Annotated in this window: 19 protein-coding genes and 2 tRNA genes; 5 read left to right on the top strand and 16 right to left on the bottom strand. The window is 67.2% G+C overall.

Annotated features, from left to right (window positions below; genetic code table 11):
• The first annotated feature begins 79 nt into the window (after positions 1-79).
• Positions 80-2,116: a M3 family metallopeptidase gene (locus tag HF024_RS09100; RefSeq protein ID WP_168689345.1), complete on the top strand. Its 2,037-nt coding sequence runs from the start codon at positions 80-82 to the stop codon at positions 2,114-2,116.
• Positions 2,117-2,464: 348 nt separating this feature from the next.
• On the opposite strand, the gene clpX is transcribed toward HF024_RS09100, so the two are convergent.
• The 7 genes from clpX to HF024_RS09065 form a co-directional block, all read right to left on the bottom strand.
• Positions 2,465-3,739 carry an ATP-dependent Clp protease ATP-binding subunit ClpX gene (gene clpX / locus HF024_RS09095; RefSeq protein WP_085368477.1) on the bottom strand — a complete coding sequence of 425 codons (1,275 nt, stop codon included), beginning with the start codon at positions 3,737-3,739 and terminating at the stop codon, positions 2,465-2,467.
• A gap of 110 nt (positions 3,740-3,849) precedes the next feature.
• Positions 3,850-4,599, bottom strand: a complete 750-nt coding sequence (locus tag HF024_RS09090; RefSeq protein ID WP_168689344.1) for an AAA family ATPase — start codon at positions 4,597-4,599, stop codon at positions 3,850-3,852.
• 24 nt (positions 4,600-4,623) lie between these two features.
• The gene (locus tag HF024_RS09085; protein WP_168689343.1) at positions 4,624-5,292 is read right to left on the bottom strand and encodes an ATP-dependent Clp protease proteolytic subunit; all 669 of its coding nucleotides are present in this window, start codon (positions 5,290-5,292) and stop codon (positions 4,624-4,626) included.
• A 25-nt stretch (positions 5,293-5,317) separates the two neighbouring features.
• Entirely contained in the window at positions 5,318-5,908 is a 591-nt protein-coding gene (locus HF024_RS09080) for an ATP-dependent Clp protease proteolytic subunit (RefSeq protein ID WP_055893424.1), read from the bottom strand.
• A gap of 138 nt (positions 5,909-6,046) precedes the next feature.
• The gene (locus tag HF024_RS09075; RefSeq protein ID WP_168689342.1) at positions 6,047-6,964 is read right to left on the bottom strand and encodes a DMT family transporter; all 918 of its coding nucleotides are present in this window, start codon (positions 6,962-6,964) and stop codon (positions 6,047-6,049) included.
• 298 nt (positions 6,965-7,262) lie between these two features.
• Positions 7,263-8,684 (bottom strand): trigger factor, encoded by a 1,422-nt coding sequence (gene tig, locus HF024_RS09070; protein WP_168689341.1) that lies wholly within the window; start codon positions 8,682-8,684, stop codon positions 7,263-7,265.
• Between the two features lie 49 nt (positions 8,685-8,733).
• Positions 8,734-8,811 (bottom strand) — tRNA-Pro (locus HF024_RS09065).
• 198 nt (positions 8,812-9,009) lie between these two features.
• Between HF024_RS09065 and HF024_RS09060 the strand changes: the two genes are divergently transcribed.
• Positions 9,010-9,083, top strand: a tRNA-Gly gene (locus HF024_RS09060).
• 265 nt (positions 9,084-9,348) lie between these two features.
• Complete coding sequence (locus HF024_RS19970) at positions 9,349-9,642, top strand: helix-turn-helix domain-containing protein (RefSeq protein WP_168689340.1); 294 nt, start codon at positions 9,349-9,351, stop codon at positions 9,640-9,642.
• Between the two features lies 1 nt (position 9,643).
• Here HF024_RS19970 and HF024_RS09050 read toward each other — a convergent pair whose 3' ends face one another.
• Complete coding sequence (locus HF024_RS09050) at positions 9,644-10,252, bottom strand: hypothetical protein (RefSeq protein WP_168689339.1); 609 nt, start codon at positions 10,250-10,252, stop codon at positions 9,644-9,646.
• Positions 10,203-11,108 carry a hypothetical protein gene (locus tag HF024_RS09045; protein ID WP_168689338.1) on the bottom strand — a complete coding sequence of 302 codons (906 nt, stop codon included), beginning with the start codon at positions 11,106-11,108 and terminating at the stop codon, positions 10,203-10,205. The genes HF024_RS09050 and HF024_RS09045 overlap by 50 nt, the downstream gene beginning before the upstream one ends.
• Positions 11,109-11,564: 456 nt before the next feature.
• Here HF024_RS09045 and HF024_RS09040 point away from each other — a divergent pair, with 456 nt between their 5' ends.
• Positions 11,565-12,602, top strand: a complete 1,038-nt coding sequence (locus tag HF024_RS09040; RefSeq protein ID WP_168689337.1) for a DUF4917 family protein — start codon at positions 11,565-11,567, stop codon at positions 12,600-12,602.
• 131 nt (positions 12,603-12,733) lie between these two features.
• Here the strand turns inward: HF024_RS09040 and HF024_RS09035 are convergent, their stop codons facing one another.
• From HF024_RS09035 to HF024_RS09015, 5 genes are all read right to left on the bottom strand, one after another.
• Positions 12,734-13,198: a GNAT family N-acetyltransferase gene (locus tag HF024_RS09035; protein ID WP_168689336.1), complete on the bottom strand. Its 465-nt coding sequence runs from the start codon at positions 13,196-13,198 to the stop codon at positions 12,734-12,736.
• Positions 13,199-13,207: 9 nt separating this feature from the next.
• Positions 13,208-13,705 (bottom strand): hypothetical protein, encoded by a 498-nt coding sequence (locus HF024_RS09030; protein WP_168689335.1) that lies wholly within the window; start codon positions 13,703-13,705, stop codon positions 13,208-13,210.
• A 235-nt stretch (positions 13,706-13,940) separates the two neighbouring features.
• The gene (locus HF024_RS09025; RefSeq protein ID WP_085368484.1) at positions 13,941-14,153 is read right to left on the bottom strand and encodes an antitoxin; all 213 of its coding nucleotides are present in this window, start codon (positions 14,151-14,153) and stop codon (positions 13,941-13,943) included.
• 70 nt (positions 14,154-14,223) lie between these two features.
• On the bottom strand, positions 14,224-14,880 hold the full coding sequence (locus tag HF024_RS09020) for a response regulator transcription factor (RefSeq protein WP_085368485.1): 657 nt from the start codon (positions 14,878-14,880) through the stop codon (positions 14,224-14,226).
• Positions 14,881-14,988: 108 nt separating this feature from the next.
• Positions 14,989-16,416: a sensor domain-containing protein gene (locus HF024_RS09015; RefSeq protein ID WP_168689334.1), complete on the bottom strand. Its 1,428-nt coding sequence runs from the start codon at positions 16,414-16,416 to the stop codon at positions 14,989-14,991.
• A gap of 178 nt (positions 16,417-16,594) precedes the next feature.
• Here HF024_RS09015 and HF024_RS09010 point away from each other — a divergent pair, with 178 nt between their 5' ends.
• Positions 16,595-17,077: a DNA starvation/stationary phase protection protein gene (locus HF024_RS09010; protein WP_085368487.1), complete on the top strand. Its 483-nt coding sequence runs from the start codon at positions 16,595-16,597 to the stop codon at positions 17,075-17,077.
• 94 nt (positions 17,078-17,171) lie between these two features.
• Here the strand turns inward: HF024_RS09010 and HF024_RS09005 are convergent, their stop codons facing one another.
• Together HF024_RS09005 and HF024_RS09000 are read right to left on the bottom strand one after the other, a co-directional pair.
• The gene (locus HF024_RS09005) at positions 17,172-18,695 is read right to left on the bottom strand and encodes an amidohydrolase family protein (protein ID WP_168689333.1); all 1,524 of its coding nucleotides are present in this window, start codon (positions 18,693-18,695) and stop codon (positions 17,172-17,174) included.
• Positions 18,692-19,330 carry an FMN-binding negative transcriptional regulator gene (locus HF024_RS09000; RefSeq protein WP_168689332.1) on the bottom strand — a complete coding sequence of 213 codons (639 nt, stop codon included), beginning with the start codon at positions 19,328-19,330 and terminating at the stop codon, positions 18,692-18,694. The genes HF024_RS09005 and HF024_RS09000 overlap by 4 nt, the downstream gene beginning before the upstream one ends.
• Positions 19,331-19,333: the final 3 nt, after the last annotated feature.

Below are 19,333 nucleotides of genomic sequence, written 5' to 3'. Positions count from 1 at the left end.
TCTTTGCAATTGGTTCTTTGCAATCATTCGTTTGCATGGGATCCTGCGCGGCGGCGGTGTGCGGCCCTAGGCTGGATCAATGGCAGACACGAACCCGTTCTTCTCCCCCAGCACGCTCCCGTACCAGTTGCCGCCGTTCGCGGACATCCGGGACGAGCACTACCGGCCCGCCTTCGACAGGGGTTTCGAGGAGCAGCTGGCGGAGGTGGCGGCGATCACCGCCTCCACGGACGAGCCCACCTTCGAGAACACGTTCGTCCCGCTGGAGAAGTCCGGCCAGACCCTGCAGCGGGTCGCCGAGGTCTTCTTCAACAAGAGCTCGTCGGACTCCAGCGACTTCACCAACGCGCTCGAAGAGGAGATCGCTCCCCTGCTGGCCGCCCACCAGGACGCCATCCGGCTCGACCCGGCGCTGTACGGCCGAATCAAGGCCATCTACGACGAACGGGATGCGCTGGGGCTCGACCCCGAATCCCGCTACCTGGTCGAGCGGTACTACGAGGAGTTCACCCTCGCCGGCGCCGGCCTCAGCGACGCGGACAAGGAACGGCTGCGCGAGTACAACCAGCAGCTGTCCACTCTGACCACCCGATTCGAGAAGAACCTCCTGGCCGACACCAACGACCTCGCGGTGGTCTTCGACGACGTCGCCGACCTCGACGGCCTCGGCGACGGCGCGATCTCCGCTGCGGCGGAGGCGGCGAAGGAGCGCGGCCTCGACGGGAAGTACGTGGTCACCCTGGTGTTGCCCACCGGCCACCCGTTCCTCGCGAGCCTCACCACCCGTGGGGTGCGGGAGCGGATCATGACGGCATCCCGTTCCCGCGGCATCCGGGGCGGAGACAACGACAACCGTCAGCTCGTGCTCGACATCACCCGTCTGCGCGCCGAGCGCGCCCGGCTGCTCGGCTTCGAGACCCACGCCGGCTATGTCACGGCCGGGCAGACGGCCAAGACCCCGGAGGCGGTCGCGGCCATGCTCGGACGGCTCGCGCCTCCTGCCGCCCGCAACGCCCGCGCCGAGCAGGCCGACCTGCAGCAGCAGCTTCCCGTCGGCACCGAACTGGCCGCCTGGGACTGGGCGTACCTCACCGAGAAGGTGCGGCAGGCGAAGTACGACATCGATGTCGCCGCGATGCGCCCGTATTTCGAAGCGGAGCGCGTGCTGCGCGACGGCGTCTTCTACGCCGCCACCAGGCTCTACGGCATCACGTTCGAGGAGCGTCCCGACCTCGTCGCCTACCACCCGGAGGCGCGCGTCTTCGAGGTGCGCAACGAGGACGGCTCCGAGCTCGGCCTCTACATCCTCGACCTGTACACGCGCGACTCGAAGCGGGGCGGAGCGTGGATGAACCCGCTCATCTCCCAGTCGGCGCTGCTCGACTACCCGACCGTCGTAGTCAACAACCTCAACGTGCCGAAGCCCGCCGCCGGGGAGCCCACGCTGCTCAGCTACGACGAGACCAACACACTCTTCCACGAGTTCGGGCACGCCCTGCACGGGCTGTTCGCGCGGGTCACGTATCCGAAGTTCGCGGGCACGAACGTCTACCGCGACTTCGTCGAGTTCCCCAGCCAGGTCAACGAGATGTGGATGCTCTGGCCGGAGATCCTGGAGAACTACGCCGTGCACAACGAGACGGGCGAGCGGATGCCGCAGGAGCTCGTCGACAAGCTGCACGAGTCCGAGGCGTTCAACGAGGGCTTCCAGACCAGCGAATACCTCGCTGCGACGCTGCTCGACCAGGCCTGGCACGCGATCACCGCCGACGACACGGTCGCCGACGTCGCCGCCTTCGAGGCGCAGGCCCTCGCGGACGCCGGCCTCGACAACCCCGCCGTGCCGCCCCGCTACGCGAGCACGTACTTCGCGCACACCTTCTCGGGCGGATACGACGCCGGGTACTACTCCTACATCTGGAGCGAGGTGCTGGATGCGGACACGGTCGCCTGGTTCACCGAGAACGGCGGCCTCACCCGCGACAACGGCGACCGCTTCCGCCAGCGCCTGCTCGGCGTCGGCGGCTCGAAAGACCCGCTGGAGGCCTACCGCGACTTCCGCGGCCGCGACGCGGTGATCGAGCCCCTGCTCGAACGCCGCGGCCTCGCCGACTGAACCGCCGGTCTCCCCCGCGCGCGCTCCGCTCCAGCGGGGCGTCGCGCGGGGAGGCCGGGTCGGTCGCGCCCGCCGGGCTGCACGCGGCCCGAGCCGCGCTGGATTCGCCACCGTTCCACAGGAACCTCGCGGCGACACGCCGTCCAGATCTCCGCAACAGCGGAGTCTCGGCCGCGCCCCACCCCACTTCTCCGCAGTAACGGAGTCGCGCGACGCCGCATCCCGAACTCCGCTGCAACGGAGATAGGACGCCGCCGCATCCCAAGACTCCGACGTTGCGGACGGGTGATGCGGCGTGTCGCCGGGAACTCCGCTACTGCGGAGCCCCGCCAATCAGGTGAATGCGCGTTACGCGGACTTCTCCTCGCGGCGCGGACGGTGAGGCACGATCGTGGGCGCTGCGTTCTCAAGCACCGCTTCGCGGGTGACGACGACGCGGGCGACCTCTGCGCTCGACGGCACCTCGAACATGATCGGCCCGAGGACCTCTTCCATGATCGCGCGGAGTCCGCGGGCGCCGGTCTTGCGGAGCACCGCCAGGTCGGCGATGGCTTCCAGGGCCGGCTGCTCGAACTCGAGCTGCACGCCGTCGAGCTCGAACATGCGCTGGTACTGACGCACCAGGGCGTTCTTCGGCACCGTGAGGATCTGCATCAGCGCATCCTGGTCGAGCGGCGTCACCGTGGTGACCACGGGAAGACGGCCGATGAACTCCGGGATGAGCCCGAACTTGTGCAGGTCTTCCGGCAGCACCTCGCTGAACAGGTTGACGTCGTCGCCCTTCGAGTGCAGCGGGGCGCCGAAGCCGATGCCCTTCTTGCCTGCACGCTGGGAGATGATGTCTTCGAGCCCGGCGAACGCGCCGGCCACGATGAACAGCACGTTCGTGGTGTCGATCTGGATGAACTCCTGGTGCGGATGCTTGCGCCCGCCCTGCGGAGGAACGGAGGCGACCGTGCCCTCGAGGATCTTGAGCAACGCCTGCTGCACGCCCTCGCCGGACACGTCGCGCGTGATCGACGGGTTCTCTGCCTTGCGCGCGATCTTGTCGACCTCGTCGATGTAGATGATGCCCGTCTCGGCGCGCTTCACGTCGTAGTCAGCGGCCTGGATGAGCTTCAGCAGGATGTTCTCGACGTCCTCGCCCACGTAGCCCGCTTCGGTGAGGGCTGTCGCGTCGGCGACGGCGAACGGCACGTTGAGCCGCTTCGCCAGCGTCTGGGCCAGATAGGTCTTGCCGCAGCCCGTCGGGCCGATCAGCAGGATGTTGCTCTTCGCGATCTCGACGTCGTCCATGACGTCGGCCGAGGTGATCGACGCCTTGGCGCGAACCCGCTTGTAGTGGTTGTAGACAGCCACCGCCAGCGCACGCTTCGCGGCCTCCTGGCCGATCACGTACTCCTCGAGGAATCCGAAGATCTCCTTGGGCTTCGGCAGGTCGAATTCGCCTGCCGTCTCTTCGCCTGCTTCGGCGAGTCGCTCTTCGATGATCTCGTTGCACAGCTCGACGCACTCGTCGCAGATGTACACGCCCGGTCCGGCGATCAGTTGCTGGACCTGCTTCTGGCTCTTGCCACAGAAGGAACACTTGAGCAGATCGGCGCTTTCCCCGATGCGTGCCATCCCTCTCCCCTCCTTCTCAGGGTCTTTCCCGTCGAGCCTAACCTGTGCGAGCGACATTGGCGCGCACCTGGCCGCATTTGGTCACGCGCGCCACGCGCATCCCGTTCTGCCTACAGCAGATGGCGGAAGTACCGGCCGGGCGCGTCGAGGAACGAGCGCCAGTGCCGCACGATCTCCAGCTCCTCCCAGGTCGTCGACCGGATGCCCCACTCGCCCACCTCCAGGATGCGCGCGCCGGGCAGCGCTGCCAGGATCGGCGAGTGCGTCGCGCACAGCACCTGCGTGCCGCGCGCCACCATCTCGTTGAGGTTGGACAGCCAGCGCAGCGACGACTCGAACGACAGCGCGGCCTCCGGCTCGTCGAGGCAGACCAGGCCGGCGACGTACTGCGGGTGATTCAGCTTGTTCTCGAGCAGGTCGTTGAACGACTCGCCGTGGCTCAGCGTGTGCAGGTGCGCATCCGGACTGCCGGGCAGCGACTCCAGATAGGAGTAGTAGCCGTGCATCGTCTCCGCCCGCAGGAAGAATCCCCAGCGCGGCGCGGACGGGCTGCGCTCGACCAGCAGCCACTCGCCGAGAGGCGACTCGCTGGGTCGGGTGCTGTGCGAGCCCTGGTTGCTGCCGCCCTCGGGCGGCAGTCCGTACGCGGTCGCGACACCCTCCACGATGGTGGACTTGCCGCTGCCGTTCTCGCCGACCAGGAAGGTCACGCCCGGCGCGAGCTCCAGCCCGTTACGGAGCACCTGCGCGACGGCCGGGATGTTCGCGGGCCACGCATCCGGATCGTACGGAGCATCCTGATAGGCCCTGACACGCCGAACGGGGCGACCGTCGTCCAGACGATCGCCCCGTTCGTTCATCGCGGAAGGCTCCGAGATGCTGTCTTACTTGACCAGCGCCGGCAGCGTCTTGCGGCTGGTGAGCACCTGGTCGATCAGGCCGTAGTCGAGCGCCTCGGCGGCCGACAGGATCTTGTCGCGGTCGATGTCCTTGTTGACCTGCTCCTGCGTGCGGTTGGAGTGGCGCGCGAGCGTCTCCTCCAGCCAGGTGCGCATGCGCATGATCTCGTTGGCCTGGATCTCGATGTCGGACGCCTGCCCCTGTCCGGCCTCGCCGACGGCGGGCTGGTGGATCAGGATGCGGGCGTTCGGCAGCGCGAGACGCTTGCCGGGGCTGCCGGCCGCGGTCAGCACGGCGGCCGCGGAGGCCGCCTGGCCGAGCACCACGGTCTGGATCTGCGGGCGGATGTACTGCATCGTGTCGTAGATCGCGGTCATCGCGGTGAACGAGCCACCGGGCGAGTTGATGTACATCACGATGTCGCGGTCCGGGTCCTGACTCTCAAGCACGAGGAGCTGGGCCATGATGTCGTCGGCGGACGCGTCGTCCACCTGCACGCCGAGGAAGATGATGCGGTCCTCGAACAGCTTGGCGTACGGGTCCTGGCGCTTGTAGCCATAGGCCGTGCGCTCTTCGAAGCTCGGGAGGATGTAGCGCGATCCCGGAGCCTGGACTCCGTTGAACGCCTGACCTCCGAAGTTGGGGATGTTCATGTCGATTCCTATTCCTTCCGAGGTCTTACTTCTCGTCCGCGGTTCCGCCGCCGCCGACGACCTCGGTCGCCGTCTCGCGGATGTGGTCGACGAAGCCGTACTCGAGGGCCTCCTGCGCGGTGAACCAGCGGTCGCGGTCACCGTCTGCGTTGATCTGCTCGACGCTCTTGCCCGTCTGGGCCGCCGTGATCTCCGCGAGGCGCTTCTTCATGTCGAGGATGAGCTGCGCCTGAGTCTGGATGTCGCTCGCGGTGCCGCCAAAGCCGCCGTGCGGCTGGTGCAGCAGGACGCGGGCGTTGGGGGTGATGTACCGCTTGCCCTTGGTGCCGGCGGTGAGGAGCAGCTGCCCCATCGACGCCGCCATGCCGATGCCCACCGTGACGATGTCGTTCGGCACGAACTGCATGGTGTCGTAGATGGCCATGCCGGCCGTGATCGACCCACCGGGCGAGTTGATGTAGAGGTAGATGTCTCGCTGAGCGTCCTCCGCGGCGAGGAGAAGCAGCTTCGCGGCGATCTCGTTCGCGTTCTCATCCCGGACCTCGGACCCGAGCCAGATGATGCGGTCCTTCAGCAGTCGGTCAAAAACACTGGGTTGCATGCCCATGTCGGCCATGTGTCGCTCCATTTCCTTGTCGCTTCGTGAATGAATCTATCGGAGCCCGTGGCCCATTTCCGGCCTGTTCGCCCTGGGCAGACGAGCGCGCCGCCGGTGGGGTCGGGCGGCGGGGTCGGCGGTCGGGTCCGACCGCGATCAGCTGAGCGCGAGCATCGCGACGCCGCCGAGCACCACGACTGCTCCCGCCATCCGCTGGGCCGGCCGCGGCTCGCGCAGGATCAGCCACCCGGCCAGGCTCACCAGCACCACGCTCAGCTCGCGCGCCGGGGCGACGAGCGACACCGGGGCCAGCTGGATAGCGCTCAGCACCAGGATGTACGACAGCGGAGAGAGCACGCCGACCACCACGGCCTGCCAGCGGAACCGCCGCCACACCGCGACGACTTCGGCGCGCCGGGTGATCAGCACGGGCGCGAGCAGCACCACCTCGCCGAAGCTGCAGCCCACCATGAAGGCCACGGGCGAGACGCCGAGGTCGTTGACGGTGAAGGCGTCCCAGAGCGTGTAGATCGCGATGGTCACGCCAGTGAGGAGACCGTAGAGGATGCCGGGGCCGAGCATCCGGGGTCGGCGGGAGGGGCGCATCCCGGGCTGCGGCGTGGTGGGCTGCGGGTCCGCGCCTGCTGCGGGTCGCCCCGTGGTGAGGCCGATGCCGACGATGCCCGCCACCACCACCGCGGCGCCCGCCAGCGCGAGGGCAGATGGATGCTCGTGGAACAGCACGATCGCGAACACCACGGAAAGCAGCGGCCCCGTGCCGCGCGCCATCGGGTACACCACGGAGATGTCGCCGTGCGCATACCCGCGCTGCAGCACCCACATGTATCCGACGTGGATCACCGCCGACACTCCGGAGCCGATCAGCAGCCAGCGCAGGTCCGCACCGTTGATCGCGATGTCGACGCCGGCGATCGGCAGCCACAGCACCGTGGAGGCGATGGCACCGAGCAGGATGAACGGCAGGCCGCTGGCGCTCGCCCGTTTGGAGGCGAGGTTCCAGGTGGCGTGCGCGAACGCGGCGACGATGACGAGGAGAAGGGCGACGGGTGGCACGAGGATCCTTTCGTTCGCCGCGATGGCACGGCGAAGGGATCCTCCGGGCTTTTGTCCTGTCAGATGACGGCGGCGCTGCGCGCTGCCGTGGTGCCGCTCGGACCAGACCTCCCGCGAACTCTTCCGGGGAACGGAACCCTAGGCACTGTCGAGGACAACGCTACCGGGTCGTGAGGTCGCGCGCACACGCGGCGACGGCGCGCCGGTACAGCGGCAGGCCTCCGCCTCGCGCCCGGCGACGTCACCCCGGGTACGCGAAAGGCCGGGCACTGTGCGTGCCCGGCCTGCGCGTGTGATGCTACTTCTTCTCGGAAGCTGCCTTCTTCTTCGGAGCAGCCTTCTTCTTGGGCTTCTCCTCGGCCGGGGTCTCCTCGGCGGCGGGTGCCTCATCGGCGGCCGGAGCCTCATCGGACGCGGCGGTCTCGGCGTCGGCTTCCTCGTCGTCCGGAGTGATGGTGAACTCGCTCAGGTCGACCTTCTTGCCGTTGCTGTCGACGACCTCTGCGCGGCTGAGGACGATGGTGAGCGCCTTGTTGCGCGCGACCTCTCCGACCATCGACGGGATCTGGCCGTTCTCGCTGAGGATCTTCACGAACTCGTTCGGGTCCATGCCGTACTGCGATGCACCCTGGATGAGGTACTGGCTCAGCTCGTCCTGGTTGACCTTGACGTCTTCGACACGGGCGATCTCGTCGAGCAGGATCTGCGTGCGGAAGGTCTTCTCGCTGGACTCGGCGACCTCTGCGCGGTGCACGTCGTCTTCGAGACGGTTCTCCTGCTCCAGGTGGCGGTGCACCTCGTCCTCGACCAGCTGGGTCGGGACGGGGATCTCCACCTGCGCGAGCAGCGTGTCGAGCAGCTGGTCGCGGGCGGCGGTGCCCTGGCCGAACGTCTTCGAACGCTCGACCTGCTCGCGGACGCTCTCGCGCAGCTCGGCGATGGTGTCGAACTCGCTGGCGATCTGCGCGAAGTCGTCGTCCGCCTCCGGAAGCTCGCGCTCCTTGACGGCGGTGAGGGTCACGGTGATCTGGGCGTTCTCACCCTCGTGGTCTCCACCCATGAGCGGAGCCTCGAATGTGGTGGTCTCACCGGCGGTGAGCGTGTCGAGCGCCTCGTCGATGCCCTCGATGAGCTCGCCGGAGCCGATCTCGTAGGAGATGCTGTTGGCAGTGTCGACCTCTTCGTCACCGATCACGGCGACGAGGTCGATCTGCGCGAAGTCGCCCTTCTTGGCGGGGCGGTCGACGGTGACGAGCGTGCCGAAACGGCTGCGCAGGTTGTCGAGCTCGGTGTCGACGTCCTCGTCGCTGATGTCCGCGGCGTCGACCGTGATCTTCAGGTCGTTGTATGCGGGCAGCTCGATCTCGGGGCGCACATCCACCTCGATGGTGAGCAGCAGGTCACCGGAGAAGTCCTTCTCGTTTGGCCACTCGGTGATGTCGGCCTCCGGACGTCCGAGCGGACGCACGTCGTTCTCGTCGACGGCCTGACGGTAGAACCCGTCCAGCCCCTCGTTGACGGCGTGCTCCAGGACGGCAGCCTTGCCGACACGCTGGTCGATGATCGCCGGCGGAACCTTGCCCTTGCGGAAGCCCGGGATGTTGACCTGCTCAGCGATGTGCTCGTAAGCGTGCTTGATAGACGGCTTGAGCTCCTCCGGCGTCACCGAGATGGTGAGCTTGGTGCGAGTGGGGCTCAGCTTTTCGACCGTGGTCTTCACGTTGTTGGCTTCTCCTGATAATTGAAACGATGGTCTCGTCGGAAATGACTGGTCGGGGCGACAGGATTCGAACCTGCGACCTCCCGCTCCCAAAGCGGGCGCTCTAGCCAAGCTGAGCTACGCCCCGGGTTCTAGCCAACCCGCCCGGTCCGTTACCCCGACACGAACAAACCCGTCGGGGGCGAAAGACCACGCGCAAGTCTACTGCACGACCATGACCCGCCGCGCGCCAGAGCCCTCACGGCGGTCCGCCACGCGCGTGGCGGTCGGACCGGGGTCCGAACCTGTACTACGATGTTCTGGTGCCCATCGCGAGAGTGGGAACGGGGATGTAGCTCAATGGTAGAGCCTCAGTCTTCCAAACTGATTACGCGGGTTCGATTCCCGTCATCCCCTCCACATATTCGGCTTCTGATCAGCCACTTCCTTTCACCGTTCCGGGCCTAGCCAGGCGGTCGCGCCCATTGCGTGCCCATTGCGTACCGGTAGGTGCCGGTGAATCGGGTCTCGACCTCCGTATAGACAGGTATGGGACGACCAATGAGAGAGAACCGAGCCGAGGGCGGACGCATCCGCCAGCTAGCCAGCGGGCGCTACCAGGCGCGCTACGTGGGACCTGCCGGGACGGAGCATACGGCTCCGACTACCTATCCGACGTGGAAGGATGAGCATCGCTGACGGCGTGGACAGCACCACCGACATGGGCGAGGCCATGATGGGCTTCCTTGCCATCTTCGCTCAGATGGAGCGGCGGTTCATCCAGCGCCGAACGCGGTCCGGACTCGCTGAAGCTCGGGCACAAGGACGCGTTGGCGGTCGCCCCCGCGCGCTCAACTCGCTTCAAACCCAGACCGCGGTGAGGATGTCTGACGAGGGTCACCGCGTCCGAGACATTGCCAAGACGCTGAAGGTGAGCGAACCGACGATCTATCGATACCTCAGCGCAGCCGAGAAGTAACTCACGCTGCGTGTTCACCCGAGCCAGGTTTAGCTTGCTGCATTCGACCAGCGAGCTTCCGTACCCTGCGATCCTTTTCGATCATTCCGATCACGTAGCTCGTGACTTGCACGCACCCGGCGACTGACCATACCAAGAGCACGATAGGAACGCTGGCTGCAATCCAGATTGCCCACCACTCCGTGGTGGTCGAGAGTGGCGCTAGTACGGCCACTACGAGGCTCGTCACGCTGGCACCTACGGCCACGATCGCCACTTGTTTGAACGGCAGAAGCACGCCTGCAATCCCGCCCTCTACCCGCTCGATCAGTTGGTGAAACTCGGGGCTGATCGAGGACAGCAGCATAGCCATCGGGGCCAGCACTAGCGCCGCCACACCTGCGCCGATACCGCACAACGTGATCATGAAAGCGAACCCATTCACCTGCAACGCTGGCACGAGCGCGACGAGCAGCCCAAGCCCTATGCCAACAACTAGCCCGACGGCGAAGTCCCAAGAGAGCAGTAGCGCCCCGGCTCGGGTGCTCTGCGCGCGCTGAAATAGCGTACGCCGAGAAGGATCATCGGCTGATCGGTCGGTCGGTCTCAGGCCGTTCGACACGTTGTCCATGCGTGTCATTGTTCTCCCCTAGCTGAGCCTTCGCTAGAACCCCACGGAGTTCGTCTGACGGTACTTCCCCCGTGTCGGGATCCACGGGGACCTCTTCCGATTCTTCTTCCGCTCCGACTCGTGTGCTGTACACAGTCTCATGAGCGTCCGACCCTTCACCTCGCACGCCATGATATTCACCCTCGCCGTACCCTCTCCCAATGTGCGCCTCGGTCTCCAGAAGGAAGTCAGCTTGCGTGTTGATGCCCTTCTTCTCATTTCGGGCCTCAAGCTGAATAACTTCGCTCTCGAAGTCATTCATGATCTCTTCGAGATCTCTTGCTCCGTGATAGTGGGGATTCGGCTCTCTGATCGTGAACTTGACGCTGACAACCTTCGACACGGTCTCTTTCCACTCCGCAAGCGACATCGGGCGCTTTAGTCCCTCCAGACGCCAACGCTCCCCGTCAGCGTTCAGCAACGCTTCGAACGCTCCGATCAGGGAGTTGATCTTGATGACTGATCCTCTGGGCTGCATCGCCGCGGATAGGGTCACGAGGTCGATCGCGAAGGGAGCGGTTAGTCCGCTAGGAATCGCAGTCGGGACAAAATCCTGTAGTTCGTCGTCCCAGATCTCGGCCGTACCGGACTCGCCCTGGAAGCCGATTCTTCCGGTAAGAACACGAGGTGCGCTAGAGCCGTCGACCTCCAGCACTGTTTGACCCACGATCCACTCGCGGCCATATCGGTTCGCCCGTCTCCCTGGTGCGACGGCTTTGAGAATGTGCTCCTCTGGAGAGTCGAGCAGTGTCTGCTGGGCTGGCGGGATAAACCTGAGCGTGAAGACTCGACCGGGGCGCGTGTGCTGCATAGCCATGAACATAGCGTTTGGGATGCCGCACCCAGCTTCGCGAAGACCCGGTGTGTCGGCGCTGAGCCATCGAATCGAGCTGACCGTGTCACGCACCTCGCCCTGGCTCGATCAGAAAGGAGCGCGTGCACTTTCCGTGCCCATTTCATGCCCATTTCGTACCCGCGTGTATGCTGACCTTTGCTCGGTTCAAAAGAAGTTCTAGCAGGTCAGGCCCGAATTCATATGGTTTGAGAGGGCAGTTGGTTTGGTCTTCCAAACTGATTACGCGGGTTCGATTCCCGTCATCCCCTCCGTACTTCCCTCGCCGGTCGCGTTTCTTCCCGTCGCGCGCGTCGCCGCATCCGTGGGACAACGCTGCAACCTCTGGCCAGACCCGTCGAGAACCGCCACTGTCACGATTTACGACACACCAACAGCCAGTGACATATTTCGTTACAGATCATCGGTATGTTTTACGCCATGGAAGAGCTATACAGTTTTCGCGAGGCGATAGCCGACGCCGACAATCGCTATCCTGAGCGCTCCGTGCTTCTCGGCAACGGATTCAGCGTGGACTACAACCGTCAGATCTTCGCCTACGACTCGCTTGCGCAGGAGGCATCGCTCGCTGGACTCTCCGTTCCTAAGGAAGCCCTCTTCGAGACGGTGGGCTCGTCGAACTTCGAGGTCGTCGTCGAGAAGCTTCACTCCGCGGCGAACCTTCAGCGTTTGTACGGCGGAGATGACGACGTCGCTGCGGCGTTCGACGACGATGCCGACGTTGTACGCAACGGGCTGGCGGACGCTCTCGCAGCGCGCCATCCGGAGCGCGCGCAAACCCTCAGCCACGACCAGGTCATCAGCGCGCGGCAATTCCTCTCCTGCTTCACGACCCTGTTCAGTCTCAGCTACGACCTGCTTCTCTACTGGGTAATCAATCAGGAGACACCCGGAATCGCGGTCCCGCGGGCCGACGGCTTCGGATGGCCATCGACCCGCGATAAGCAACGCCACATCTGGAGAGCACGGCCGCGTACGCCTCAGAGCGTGTTCTTCATGCACGGCGCGCTCCATTTCTTCGTCGAGGACAACCTGCTGAGAAAGCTCTCTTTCGGGAACGACGGCCCTCTCGTCGACGGATTACGTGCCCGACTCGACCAGGGCGAGTATCCACTTGTGGTGACGGAAGGCACGCGCGAAGAGAAGGAAGCCCGCATCGACAAGAGCCCGTACCTCCGACATTCGCTGACGCGTTTTTCGCAAGTACGGGGTGCGCTGTTCATCCATGGCGCGTCGCTGTCGTCGAACGACGATCATGTGTTCGATCGCATCGCCATGGACACGAGCAGTGTCGAGGCCATCTACATCTCGCTCAGGGATCCGAAGAGCGGTTCGGGTAGGCGCGTCGTCGATCGCGCCCGGGAGATTCAGGAGCATCGCAGATCGAACGGCGGCCAGAAGCTCCGGGTCGCGTTCTATGATGCAGCTTCGGCCAGCGTGTGGCGGAGCACGCCCTAGCGATACCTCAGCTCAACACCTCGCTGGTAGCTTCGGCACAGGCTGCGACGTGAGTAACGGGGCTTGAACCCGCTACCTCCTAGCAATTGACTGGTGAAGTCCCGTCATCCCCTCTGATTCCGGCTTCCGCGTCACGCTCGCACGTGCAGCAGCACGTCCTCGGAGGCGAACCCCGCCCGTCTGTAGAACGGCACGGCCCCGGCGCTCGAGTGCACCGTGACCCGTTCCAGCCCGAGGTCCGCTGCGCGTTCGAGCACGGCACGCACGAGCCGTGCTCCGATGCCCGAGTTCCGAAGCTCGGGGACGACGTAGACGCACTGCACGTCGCCGGACGCGCGATCGAACGCACGCGCGCTCGGCACCCGCTGTGTGATGGCGAGCCAGGCCATCCCGATCACGATGCCGTCGGACGCGACGGCGGCGAAACAGGTGTGCGTCGACGTGTGGGCGCCGCCCCATTCCGCGAACCGCTCGGAGAAGACGTCTCGCGACTCGTCCGGCGAGCCACCGTTCTCCAGCAGCGAATCCCAGCGCAGCGCGCCGACGTCGACCAGTTGGGAGGGTGAGGCGATCCTGACATCCACGGCGACGTTCATCCGGTCACACTACTGAAGGGCCGCATCCGGGGCTGTGAATGCCGCGCACCATTCTTGGGCAGCTGCTACCGTCGCCTCGCGATCCCACGACGTGGTGTCCAGCACGGTCAGCGTGTCGGGCGCACCGACGCGCGACTGCCGCAACTCCTCGTTCAGGGCGACGTGACGGTCGACGTCGATTCCTTTCCTACTACCGGGCCTCCCGATGATCCGGGCGCGGATCGTCGCTTCGTCGGCGGTCAGAGCCAGGAAGTGGACGGGGACGGATGCCTCCATCCGGGTGGTGAGCACCTGCTCGGGGAGGGCGACTCCGCAGAGGACAGGGATGAGTCCGTTGTCCTGGATCTCGAGGCCGAGCTGCCACAGATAGGCCCAGAACGCCAGGTAGTCGCGGCGGCCGTCGGCGACGGCGTGCGCGCCGGATGCAAGAGTGTCCCCATCCAGCGCCAGCACACCCGAAGCAGCGGCCAGCGCCGCGCAGACGAGGGACTTTCCCGACGCAGGCACGCCCGTCACGACCAGAAACGGCAGGTCAGGGCGCTCGCGTTCCGCGCCACAGAAGTCGCACACGACAACGCGACCCGTTACGCTCCCCCGGCCATAACTCCCGCACTGCACGCACACCATCGCCATGCACCCATGTTCGTGCACCTCCACACGACAACGCTCAGCGACCCACGCACAACGCAGAAGCGGCCGCTCCCCCGCAGAGGAACGGCCGCTCGCACGGAAACCGCGGGGACTACTCCGTCCCCACCGCCTTGTCGGCGGCGTCGCGGGCGCCGTCGATCTGGCCCTCGAATTTGCCTCCGGTGACCTTGTTGGCCGCGTCGGCGACGCCGTCGAGGAGTTTGTCGCTGATGTCTTCGGCCTGTTCGCTCTTGAGGGCGTTCTTGACCTGGTCGCTGTCGAGGAACTCTTTGGCCTTGCTGGTGATGTCGTCGAATCCGGCCATTGTGGCACCTGCTTTCGTCGATGGATCGAAGTGCCTACATTCTGGTGTTCCCGCCCGCGCGCGGCAAGGGTCAGCGTTGCAGGAAGGCCAGCACCGCGAGCACCCGGCGGTGGTCGTCTCCGGAGTCCTCCAAGCCCAGCTTCTGGAAGATCGCGGTGACGTTCTTCTCGACGGCGCCCACCCCGATGACGAGGCGCTGGGCGATCCCGGCGTTCGTCCTGCCTTCCGCCATCAGCTGCAGCACCTCGCGTTCGCGCGGGGTGAGCGACGCGAGCGGGTCGGTGCGGCGGACGAGCAGTTCGCGGACCACCTGCGGGTCGAGGACGGTGCCGCCGTCCGCCACGCGGGTGACCGCATCCCGCAGCTCGTCGAGGGAGGCGATGCGGTCCTTCAGCAGGTAACCGGTGCCGCCCTGGCCGCTCGCCAGCAGCTCCTGGGCATACGTGCCCTCCACATACTGGCTCAGCAGCAGCACGCCGATCTCCGGATGCGTCGCCCGCAGCGTCAGCGCAGCGCGCACGCCTTCGTCGCGGAAGGTCGGCGGCATCCGCACATCCAGCACCGCCACATCCGGCGCGAGCGAGCCGATCGACTCCAGCAGGGTGTCCGCGTCGCCGTACGCGCCGACCGTCTCGAAGCCGGCCTCGTCGAACAGCCGCACCAGGCCCTCGCGCAGCAGCACGGAGTCGTCGGCGATGACCAGGCGGAGACCGTCAGGAGAATTCACCCCACCAGCCTAGAGGGGCCGCACAGCACGAAGCGGCGGGGCGCCCACCCGAATGGATGCGCACCCCACCGCCCACACGCCGCCAGCAGGCAGCCAGCACGCCGCCGACTACACCGGGATGCGCGCCCCGATCCTCGTCGGACCGCCGACCGGGCTGTCCACCACGAACTCGCCGCGCAGCCCGTGCACGCGCTCGCCCAGTCCGGCGAGGCCGTGGCCGGCCACCGCCGACGCTCCCCCTGCACCGTTGTCGGTCAGCCACACGCTCAGCCACGCCGCGCCCGTCGCCGGGTCGACCGTGCGGTCGAGGAACAGCCGCGCCTCGGTCGCTCCGGAGTGCTTGGCCAGGTTCGCGGACAGCTCCGCCGCCACGAAGTACACGCTTCGCTCCAGCTCGGGCGAGAACCGCACGCCGGGCTCGATCGACGACTCCACCCGCAGCGGGATGGGGCTGCGTGCCGCGAGCGAGTCGATGGCGGCGACGAGTCCCCTGTCCTGCAGGATCGGCGGGGCGAAACCGCGGGACAGCGCCCGCAGCTCCTCCAGCGTGTCGTGCGCCTGCTGGCCGGCCTCCGCGAGGATGGCGCGGGCAGCATCCGGATCGTCGGCGAGCTTCCGCTCCGCAGCGGCGATGTCCATCTGCAGCCGCACCAGCCGCTGCTGCGGGCCGTCGTGCAGGTCGCGCTCCAGACGGCGCAGCGCCTGGTCCTCCGCCACGATGGCCGCGCCGCGAGAGGCGGACAGGTCGGCGACCTCGCGCTGCAGCGCCTCCGAGCGCCACGCCCCGAGCATCCCCTGCGCGATCACACTGTGCAGCGAGATGAGCCCGCGGGTGATGAACGGGAGGGTCAGGGCGAAGATCACGCCGAGGACGAGGTCGAGGATCGCCTCGCCCATCACGGGATCGAACGTCGAGCGGACGTTGAACACCCAGTCCACGATGATCCGCGACAGGTACACCTCGCGGTCGCCGTTCGGGATGAACCGTTCCCAGAACCACGCCGTCAGGCCGCCGAGCGCGACAGCCGACCACGCGATGGTGAGCGTCCACGAGACGATGCTGACGATGGGGTTGATGATGAGCGTGTGCAGCAGGTACAGCCAGTAGTGCCCGTTCACGAACGGACCGAACATGGTGCGCCAGAACGTCTGCGGCCGGGACGGGTCCGTCCACTGCGGTTCGGTGATCTCCGGACGGCCTGCCCAGCGCAACCGCGTGATCTCGAGCGTGCCGAACGCACGGACGACGTAGAACGTGGCGATCAGCACGAACAGCCCGACATAGATGATGAGCGTGCCGACGCCCGTCCAGAACAGGGTCAGCCCCACCGACATGCCGACGATCGCGATCGGCATGGTCAGCAGCAGGAACCCGAGCTCGCGGGGAACACCGCGCCAGAGGGCGCCGTACCCTCGCCGGGATGCGGCGGGCGCCGTCTGTGCAGGGGATGCGCCGGCGGGCTGGTCGGGGGTGCTCACAGCATCCAGAGTGCCAGACGCCGCGGCGGCGTGGAGCGGAGGGGTGTCAGTGCTCATGGTGTGGTCTCCTTGATCATGACTCCAGCCTTCCGAACCGGCGGTACGGCCGGTATCGGGTGGCCGCCCGGACCGGTACGGGGGTTACCCCACCCTTAGTTAGCGGAGGCTCAGCTTCGTTGCGGAATTTCACCGAACGCGTAGCGTTGTCACCAGTCAGATGAAAGGACGCCAACCCATGACGGACATCGCCGCAACCCAGAGTGTTTCGAACCCCGACGTCGCCGCAGGAGTCGCGCAGTTCCTGAGCCCGGTCGTCATCGACCTGACCGCCCTGGTCGTCAACGGAAAGCAGGCGCACTGGCACGTGCGCGGCGCCAACTTCATCGGCGTCCACGAACTGCTCGACACGATCGTCGCGCACGCCCAGGAGTGGGCAGACCTCGCCGCGGAGCGCATCGTCGCCCTCGGCCTCCCGGTCGACGCCCGCCTCGGCACCGTGGCAGCGAAGACCAGCACCACCGAACTCACCGCCGGCTTCCGCCAGTCGAACGACACGATCGCCGAGGTCATCGGCCAGATCGACGCAGCGCTCGCCAACGTGAACGCCGCTGTCAAGGAACTCGACGAGCTCGACCAGACCAGCCAGGACATCGCCATCGAGATCGCCCGCGGCCTCGACAAGGACCGCTGGTTCCTGTTCGCGCACATCAGCAAGTAACGTCCGCTCAGACACACGGAAAACGGCCCTGGATCGCCCGACGATTCGGGGCCGTTCCGTGTGTCAGGCGATGGATACTGCGGCCGGCCGGGCGCTACACCCAGCCGACGCGGTCGTGCGTGAAGCGGCCGCCGAGCAGGGTCGCCGCCACGGGCATCCCGCGCAGGTCGGCGGAGCGGCAGGTGAACGGGTCGGCGTCGAGCACCGCGATGTCGGCCGGCTCCCCCAGGCCGATGTGCGACCGGGTGGATGCGCGCAGTGCGGCATCCCGCGCCAGCGCCTGCTCCGAATGCCACGGCTCCCGGCCGTCGCGTGAGCGGGTGACCGCGGCCGACAGCGCGATCCACGGGTCGAGCGGCGCGACGGGAGCGTCGGAGCCGAACGCGATCACCGCCCCGGATGCGTGCAGCTCGGCGAGCGGGAACGCCCGCCCCGTGCGACCTCGCCACAGCACGTCGGCGACGTCGCGGTCGTCCATCGCGTGCTCCGGCTGAACGCTCGCGGTGACACCCAGGCGCGCGAAGCGGGGAACGTCGGCGGCGTCGAGCAACTGCGCGTGCTCGATCCTGCCGCCGCAGCCGACCTCCTCGAACGCGTCGAGGGCGAGGGTGTTCGCGCGGTCGCCGATGGCGTGCACGGCCGGTTCGATGCCGTTCGAGGCGGCCAGGCGCATCCACTGGACGAGTTCGGCGGTGCTGAGGTTGGCGACGCCGTGGCCGCCGTCCGGATAGGCGCCGACGCAGAGGGCGGTGCGGGTGTTGAGGGAGCCGTCGCTGATGATCTTCGCAGGACCGACGGTGAGCAGCCCGTCGGTGCCGCCGATCGCCGCGCCGGTGCGGAGGCCGGCGGCGATGGCGCGTTCCAGGTCGTCCGGGTAGATGCCGAACTCGACCCGCAGCGACCGGGCGGCGCCGGACGCCGCTGCGCCCATCCTGCGCCGCCACACCTCCACGTTCCAGCCGTACTCGAGGTCGACGATGCCCACCACGCCGCGCGCAGCGGCGGCCTCCGCCGCCTCGGCCGCCCACCGGTCGAGGGTGGCGTCGTCCGCGGCCGACAGCATGCTCGTCACCGCGAAGCTCGCGTCCTCGCGGAGCACGGCGGCCGACGGGTCGTCGGCGGTGTCCGGAGCGAACCGGCGCGCGGCGGCGGTGCTCAGCCAGGAACAGTGCAGGTCACCGGCGATCAGCACGACCTCCCGGCCTCCCGCCGCCGCGTCGAGCAGCGCGCGGGTGGGCTGGTCCGGCCAGAGGGCGTCGTGGAAGCCGAAGCCGACGAGCGGCTCCTCCGCCTCCGCGCCCGCGCTGCGCTCCGCGGCGATGCGGTCGCGCACCAGGTCGGCGGCCTCCGCGGCCGAGTGTGCGTGGGAGAGGTCCAGGCGCCGCGCGGTCTGCGCCCACTGCGTGAAGTGGACGTGCTGATCCCAGAGCCCCGGCACGATCCAGCGGCCGTCGAGATGCGCCACCCGCACGCCGTCGCCACCTGCGGTCGACGCCGACCGCGCGTCGACGCTCCCGGTCGGGCCCACCGCGGCGATGCGCCCGTCGCGCAGCAGCACGTCGTGCGCGCCATCCACGCCCGGGATGCGCGCCCCCGTCAGCAGTACATCCGCCGTCACCGGGCTGCGCGCATCCGGTCGTGCACCCTGCGCATCTCGGCGGCGAGGTCCCGGCTGGCGTAGACGCCGTCGCCCTCGAGTTCGCCGATGATCCTGTCGACCGTCTCGGCCGGCTTGTTCTGGCTGAGCTTGCTCTTGGCGACGATCTTCGTGGGGGTGAGGCGCATCCCGACGGTGCCGGAGGAGATGCGCTGCGCGTACGCGGCGTCCTGCGGCGTGCCCTCCATGCGGCGCGGCGACGGCATCCGGTCTTCGAAGTGGTCGACCAGCCGGCCGAGCACGGCGAAGTTCTCCTCGTCGCTCAGGATCTCCGGGACGCCGCTGAGGTGCGCCGCCGTGAAGTTCCAGGTGGGCACGGCCGGGTTGGCGTCGTACCAGCCGGGCGAGATGTAGCCGTGCGGACCCTGCACGATGACGAGCAGCTCGTGCTGCCCGAGTTCGTGGAGCAGGTCGTCCGGTCGGCCGACGTGGGTGACGATCGAGAGATCGTCCCGCGACTCGTCCACCAGGATCGGGTAGTGCGACGCGACGAGCCCGGTCTCGGTCGAGCTGACGATCGTGGCCCACGGGTTGAGGCGGATCAGCCGCTTGATCTCCTCGACGTCGGCGAGGGCGAAGCTGGGATTCTGTCTCATCGT

The sequence above is a fragment of the Leifsonia sp. PS1209 genome (assembly GCF_012317045.1).
Taxonomy (GTDB): domain Bacteria; phylum Actinomycetota; class Actinomycetes; order Actinomycetales; family Microbacteriaceae; genus Leifsonia.
The sequence above is the reverse complement of the archived record's forward strand: the minus strand, read 5'-3'. Positions and strand labels throughout refer to the sequence as shown.

Bases quoted from the DNA above. Each gene is read 5' to 3' on its own strand.
- HF024_RS09080 (WP_055893424.1), bottom strand. From the start codon at position 5,908: ATGGCCGACATGGGCATGCAACCCAGTGTTTTTGACCGACTGCTGAAG.
- HF024_RS09045 (WP_168689338.1), bottom strand. From the start codon at position 11,108: ATGGCTATGCAGCACACGCGCCCCGGTCGAGTCTTCACGCTCAGGTTT.
- HF024_RS09050 (WP_168689339.1), bottom strand. From the start codon at position 10,252: ATGGACAACGTGTCGAACGGCCTGAGACCGACCGACCGATCAGCCGAT.
- HF024_RS09010 (WP_085368487.1), top strand. From the start codon at position 16,595: ATGACGGACATCGCCGCAACCCAGAGTGTTTCGAACCCCGACGTCGCC.
- HF024_RS09000 (WP_168689332.1), bottom strand. From the start codon at position 19,330: ATGAGACAGAATCCCAGCTTCGCCCTCGCCGACGTCGAGGAGATCAAG.
- HF024_RS19970 (WP_168689340.1), top strand. From the start codon at position 9,349: ATGAGCATCGCTGACGGCGTGGACAGCACCACCGACATGGGCGAGGCC.
- HF024_RS09035 (WP_168689336.1), bottom strand. From the start codon at position 13,198: ATGAACGTCGCCGTGGATGTCAGGATCGCCTCACCCTCCCAACTGGTC.
- HF024_RS09090 (WP_168689344.1), bottom strand. From the start codon at position 4,599: ATGAACGAACGGGGCGATCGTCTGGACGACGGTCGCCCCGTTCGGCGT.
- HF024_RS09100 (WP_168689345.1), top strand. From the start codon at position 80: ATGGCAGACACGAACCCGTTCTTCTCCCCCAGCACGCTCCCGTACCAG.
- HF024_RS09040 (WP_168689337.1), top strand. From the start codon at position 11,565: ATGGAAGAGCTATACAGTTTTCGCGAGGCGATAGCCGACGCCGACAAT.
- HF024_RS09015 (WP_168689334.1), bottom strand. From the start codon at position 16,416: ATGAGCACTGACACCCCTCCGCTCCACGCCGCCGCGGCGTCTGGCACT.
- clpX (WP_085368477.1), bottom strand. From the start codon at position 3,739: ATGGCACGCATCGGGGAAAGCGCCGATCTGCTCAAGTGTTCCTTCTGT.
- HF024_RS09025 (WP_085368484.1), bottom strand. From the start codon at position 14,153: ATGGCCGGATTCGACGACATCACCAGCAAGGCCAAAGAGTTCCTCGAC.
- HF024_RS09085 (WP_168689343.1), bottom strand. From the start codon at position 5,292: ATGAACATCCCCAACTTCGGAGGTCAGGCGTTCAACGGAGTCCAGGCT.